This is a genomic window from Bradyrhizobium sp. CAR08 (assembly GCF_052871955.1).
In genome coordinates this window covers 1-4,099 of the sequence record NZ_JBIXJX010000057.1, presented here as the reverse complement: position 1 = coordinate 4,099, position 4,099 = coordinate 1, and the positions used below count along the sequence as shown (strand labels likewise).

At 62.1% G+C, this 4,099-nt stretch carries 6 protein-coding genes and 4 pseudogenes; 2 read left to right on the top strand and 8 right to left on the bottom strand.

Annotated elements, in window-relative coordinates:
• Positions 1-86: 86 nt before the first annotated feature.
• From ACIPUD_RS39565 to ACIPUD_RS39555, 3 genes and pseudogenes are all read right to left on the bottom strand, one after another.
• Positions 87-643 (bottom strand): annotated as a pseudogene (locus ACIPUD_RS39565) (IS66 family transposase).
• A gap of 11 nt (positions 644-654) precedes the next feature.
• Positions 655-840, bottom strand: a complete 186-nt coding sequence (locus ACIPUD_RS39560) for an IS66 family transposase zinc-finger binding domain-containing protein (RefSeq protein ID WP_446482964.1) — start codon at positions 838-840, stop codon at positions 655-657.
• Positions 841-904: 64 nt separating this feature from the next.
• Positions 905-1,057, bottom strand: a complete 153-nt coding sequence (locus tag ACIPUD_RS39555; protein WP_446482963.1) for a hypothetical protein — start codon at positions 1,055-1,057, stop codon at positions 905-907.
• A 768-nt stretch (positions 1,058-1,825) separates the two neighbouring features.
• Between ACIPUD_RS39555 and ACIPUD_RS39550 the strand changes: the two genes are divergently transcribed.
• Both ACIPUD_RS39550 and ACIPUD_RS39545 read left to right on the top strand, forming a co-directional pair.
• The gene (locus ACIPUD_RS39550) at positions 1,826-2,239 is read left to right on the top strand and encodes a recombinase family protein (RefSeq protein WP_446482962.1); all 414 of its coding nucleotides are present in this window, start codon (positions 1,826-1,828) and stop codon (positions 2,237-2,239) included.
• Between the two features lies 1 nt (position 2,240).
• Positions 2,241-2,690 carry a hypothetical protein gene (locus tag ACIPUD_RS39545; RefSeq protein ID WP_446482961.1) on the top strand — a complete coding sequence of 150 codons (450 nt, stop codon included), beginning with the start codon at positions 2,241-2,243 and terminating at the stop codon, positions 2,688-2,690.
• A 444-nt stretch (positions 2,691-3,134) separates the two neighbouring features.
• Here ACIPUD_RS39545 and ACIPUD_RS39540 read toward each other — a convergent pair whose 3' ends face one another.
• The 5 genes and pseudogenes from ACIPUD_RS39540 to ACIPUD_RS39520 all read right to left on the bottom strand — a co-directional run.
• Complete coding sequence (locus ACIPUD_RS39540; RefSeq protein WP_446482960.1) at positions 3,135-3,251, bottom strand: hypothetical protein; 117 nt, start codon at positions 3,249-3,251, stop codon at positions 3,135-3,137.
• Between the two features lie 16 nt (positions 3,252-3,267).
• A pseudogene (gene tnpB, locus ACIPUD_RS39535) lies at positions 3,268-3,405 on the bottom strand (IS66 family insertion sequence element accessory protein TnpB); the annotation flags it as partial.
• A gap of 32 nt (positions 3,406-3,437) precedes the next feature.
• Positions 3,438-3,575: a hypothetical protein gene (locus tag ACIPUD_RS39530; protein ID WP_446482959.1), complete on the bottom strand. Its 138-nt coding sequence runs from the start codon at positions 3,573-3,575 to the stop codon at positions 3,438-3,440.
• A gap of 121 nt (positions 3,576-3,696) precedes the next feature.
• Positions 3,697-3,843, bottom strand: a pseudogene (locus tag ACIPUD_RS39525) (transposase); the annotation flags it as partial.
• Positions 3,844-3,942: 99 nt separating this feature from the next.
• Positions 3,943-4,099, bottom strand: a pseudogene (locus tag ACIPUD_RS39520) (ATP-binding protein); the annotation flags it as partial.

The window sequence follows — 4,099 nt, the reverse complement described above, 5'->3', positions numbered from 1 at the left end:
GCCGCCGCCGCTCCAGCCCGCCTAAAACCTCGACCCGCATCGCCTGATGACCTTAAAGCTAGACTTAAGGTCACACGCTTCGCGAATTACCAACCCTCACGCAAGACGGCCCCCATCGGAGGCGTACACTGGGTCGTCTTGTAGACCTCGTCAAATTTGCGTGGGGCATGGGCGAGACAAAAAGCCAGCTGGATCGCGCGCTCATGACCGCGGGCGAGCGCCTTGTAGGCGGCATAACCATCCACCTGCAGAAGGCCGGAAACCCCCGTCAATTGTCCGGCGATCTCCTCCGTGCCGCGGCCGTCGGCGAACCGTAGGCGACCGCCGGCGGCGAGGGGCCGCCCCATGGCCGGTCATCCATGGCATGCGCCCAGAACTGGCAGATGCCGGTGCGATGTCGTCCGGGATCGAGTACCGGCATCGGTGTCTCATCGCAGAACACGCGCGGCGCAGCGTGGATCGTGCGCAGCTGGAGCTCATAGAGGCTCTTAAGCCACCAGGCTGCACGCTTCACCCAGCCGGCCAGCGTCGCGCGGTCGAGATGGACACCCTGGCCGGCCAGAATTTGCACCTGTCGGTACGGCGGCAGATACCAGGCGAACTTCGAGACCACCACGTGGCTCACCAGTGCGGTCGAGGCCATGCCGCTCTCGATCAGGCGCGGCAGCACCTTCGCTTGGACCACACCATCGGTGCAGCTGCGGCAGCCATATTTGGGACGGATCGTGCGCAGCACCCGCACATCGCCGGGATGATGTCCAGCACCTCGCTGACGTCCTCGCCGATCTTGTGGAGCTGACCCTGGCAGCACGGGCACGCGGTCGCCTCCGGCTCCAGCACTTGCTCACAGCGCGGCAGGTGCTTGGACAGCGCGCCGATGTTGCGGCGCGCCTTCTTGCGCGGCCTATGAGCGCTTCCCGAAGATCATCTCCTCGAGCGTCTGCATCGCCACACGCAGCTTCTCGTTCTCGGCGTCAAGCGCGAGCACCATCTCGGTCAGAGCTGACGGATCGATCGGTAGAGCGTCGGGGCGAATCGCCATGATCAGACGATACATCCGCGCGCACATGCTCCAGCGAAATCCTTACCTCTCAGCCGACAATGGCCGGCTGCTTCACAGGCTTGGGTGAAACACGCGTCCACTCCAGCCCGTCGAGCGAGGGGATTGAGGAATGTCCCCAATACTGAGTCTAACGAATCATTTCCGGAGGTAGTCGAAGTTCGAGACCCCCACCATCCTTTGTACGGCCGCTCATTTCGAGTGATCAGGAAGATCGGCTAGCGAGGCCGAGGCATTCCCGCTTCGCATGAAGTTGAGTTTCGCACGGGAAGCAGTCTCCTAATTCAGGCAACCACAATCGAATATTGTGGACAAGAAGCAAATCAGATTAAGCTGAGTATGGAGGCTCTACTCGAGCTTTTATCGACAGCGGATTGTCCCGACGCACATGAGCATGGATCCAGCTGATCTTTGGTCGACGCTGACGCCCGCGCTCCGACGCCAGATCAAAGACGTCGCCGCGATTTTGGCGGAGATCCCTCATGAAGTCCGAGTTGGGGTCACACGAAGCCACTTGGCGCGCAAAGCCGTGGTCTACATCCGGCAGTCGACACCCCATCAGGTCGTAAGCAATCAGGAGAGCCTGCGCCTTCAATACGCGCTCCGCAAGCGCGCCCGCGAACTAGGATAGCGTGAGGCGGCCATCGACGTGATTGATACCGATCTCGGGTTGAGCGGCGCGCCTACGGCGCATCCCAACGGCTTCAAAGAACTCGTTGGCCGTGTTGGCCTGAGTGAAGTGGGGGCTCATCCTGTCGATCGACGGTGACTCGCTGGGCGCGTAACCGTACCGACTGGTATCCGCTCCTGGATATCTGTGGTCTGCGTGGCTGTCTGATCGCCGACCGCGATGGTGTCTACGATCCGGGCACTCCCAACGGACGGTTGCTTCTCGGGCTGAAGGGTTCGATCTCCGAGCTTGAGCTACATACGGTCCGCAGCCGGCTGACCGCCGGCCTGCTGGCCAAAGCCGAACGCGGCGAACTTGCGGTTATGCTGCCAATCGGGCTAATGCGGGACCCGAGCGGCGTGGTCGTTAAGGATCCCGACATGGCCGTGCAAGGGCGGCTCGGTCTCGTCTTCCAGCTGTTCCTGCAACTGCGCAGCGTTGCCAAGGTCACGCGGGCGTTGACGAGCGTGACCTCGAACTGCCACGTCGAGGTCGGCATGGCGATTTGAGTTGGACGCGCGCGACGCTGGCCGCGGTGGCGGCCGTCTTGAAGAACCCCGCATACGCGGGTCCTTCGTCTATGGACGAACCCGCTTCCAGCCGTCGAAGCGGGAGGGCGCCCTGCCGCAAAAGGCTCCGCGGCCGATTGAGGAGTGGCGGATCGTCGTCAAAGATCGATATCCTGCCTATATCGACTGGCCAATTTATGAAAAAATCCGAGCCGTCATCAGAGATAACCGAGCCGAATACATGCGCATCAAAACCCGAGGCGCGCCTCGCAATGGCGAGCTTCTGCTCCAGGGCATCGCCTGGTGCGCACGATGTGGCCATAAGGTGTACGTCCGCTACAAGGGGGCGGCGAGTATGTATGCAATCACCTGCGGACCCAGGAAGGCCAGCCGACCCGCCAACACATCCGGACCAACCGTATCGATGCGGCCGTTGCCGATGCGTTATTAACTGCATTGGCGCCGGCCGAACTCGATGTCTTGTCGCACTCCCGCCGGGTCCAGCAGCAGATGAACAATGCCTTACGTTCCAGCGCAGAACGAGAGCTCGAGCGCAAGCGATACACGGCGGCGCTCGCCGAACGGCAGTTCAATCGAGCTGATCGAGACAATCGCCTGGTCGCCTCAGAACTCGAGCGCCGATGGGAAGCGGCGCTAACCGACGTGCGCGCTGCCGAAGAGGCGCTTGCCCGACAGACGCCCTCCAAAGCCATCACACAACTGGCCATAAGCAAGGAGCTCGACAACAAGGTCATCAGCCTCACCAGCCGCTTGCCGCAGATATGGGCTGACGAGACTATCTCGGATGCGCATCGTCTTGATGGTATCGGAGACCCTCGAAACCACGTCATTGCACAACTTGATCTAAGAATCTGTCAGCCTCACAAGGAAGGCATCAACATGGGTGATCGAGCAGCATCGCGAGCTGCGTCGCACTTAGATGCACCACGCCGTCGCGGATCGGCGGCCAGGTGAAGCGTCCCTGGTGCAGCCACTTCGTCACCGGCACCATGCCGCTGCCCGTCCCACGCCAGAAGCTTCACCCTGTCCATGCGCTTGCTGCGGAACACGAAGACGTCGCCGCAATACGGGTTCGCTCGCAGCGCTTCGCTCACCAGCGCCGACACCGTGTGCACCGACTTGCGAAAGTCAACCGGCTGTGCCGCCAGCACCACCTTGAGGTCAGACCGTAGTGCAATCACCGGATGCCCCGAAGCGCCGACAGCACCGTCAAAAGCGTCGCCAGCTCCACTCCTGGCTCGACCCGGATGCGCGCCCCGTTCATCTCGATCTCGACCACCCCGCAGGCCTTGGTCGGCGGCGCGCTGATCTCCAAGGACCTCATCTGTGCCGACGAAATACGCTCGGACTCGCGAGCTGTCCCGCCACCGCTCTCGGCACCAATTTGAATCGGCACGAAGCTCGGGCGCCTTGCCGGCTAGCGCCACCGCAACTTGGCGTCGCCACACCGTGAGCAGCCCGCGGGAAACGACATTGTGCCGCGCGACCTCGGAGATGTTCGCCCCCTCCGCAAAGCTCTCCGCTACGATCCCGGCCTTCACCTCGCCTGTCCATCGTCGCCGGCGGCGGTCCCCCGTGATCACCTGCGTATTTCGGCGATGGTGAGCGGCGATTTCAGGCGATCGTGAGCAGCTGTTTCGCGCGATGATGAGCAGCGGCTTTGACCGACATGGGTGATTGGTTCAGGGGTTTGAGTTGGCGTCAAGAGTTTGATTGCGGGCGTTCTGCTTTCGCATGCTTTCTCGAGAGTTGCAGACGGTGAGCGTTGTGAACGAGGCGATCCAGGATGGCGTCGCCGAGGGTTGGGTCGCCGATACGTCGTGCCAATGTTCAACAGGG

Bases quoted from the DNA above. Each gene is read 5' to 3' on its own strand.
- ACIPUD_RS39555 (WP_446482963.1), bottom strand. From the start codon at position 1,057: ATGTATCGTCTGATCATGGCGATTCGCCCCGACGCTCTACCGATCGAT.
- ACIPUD_RS39540 (WP_446482960.1), bottom strand. From the start codon at position 3,251: ATGGTGCCGGTGACGAAGTGGCTGCACCAGGGACGCTTCACCTGGCCG.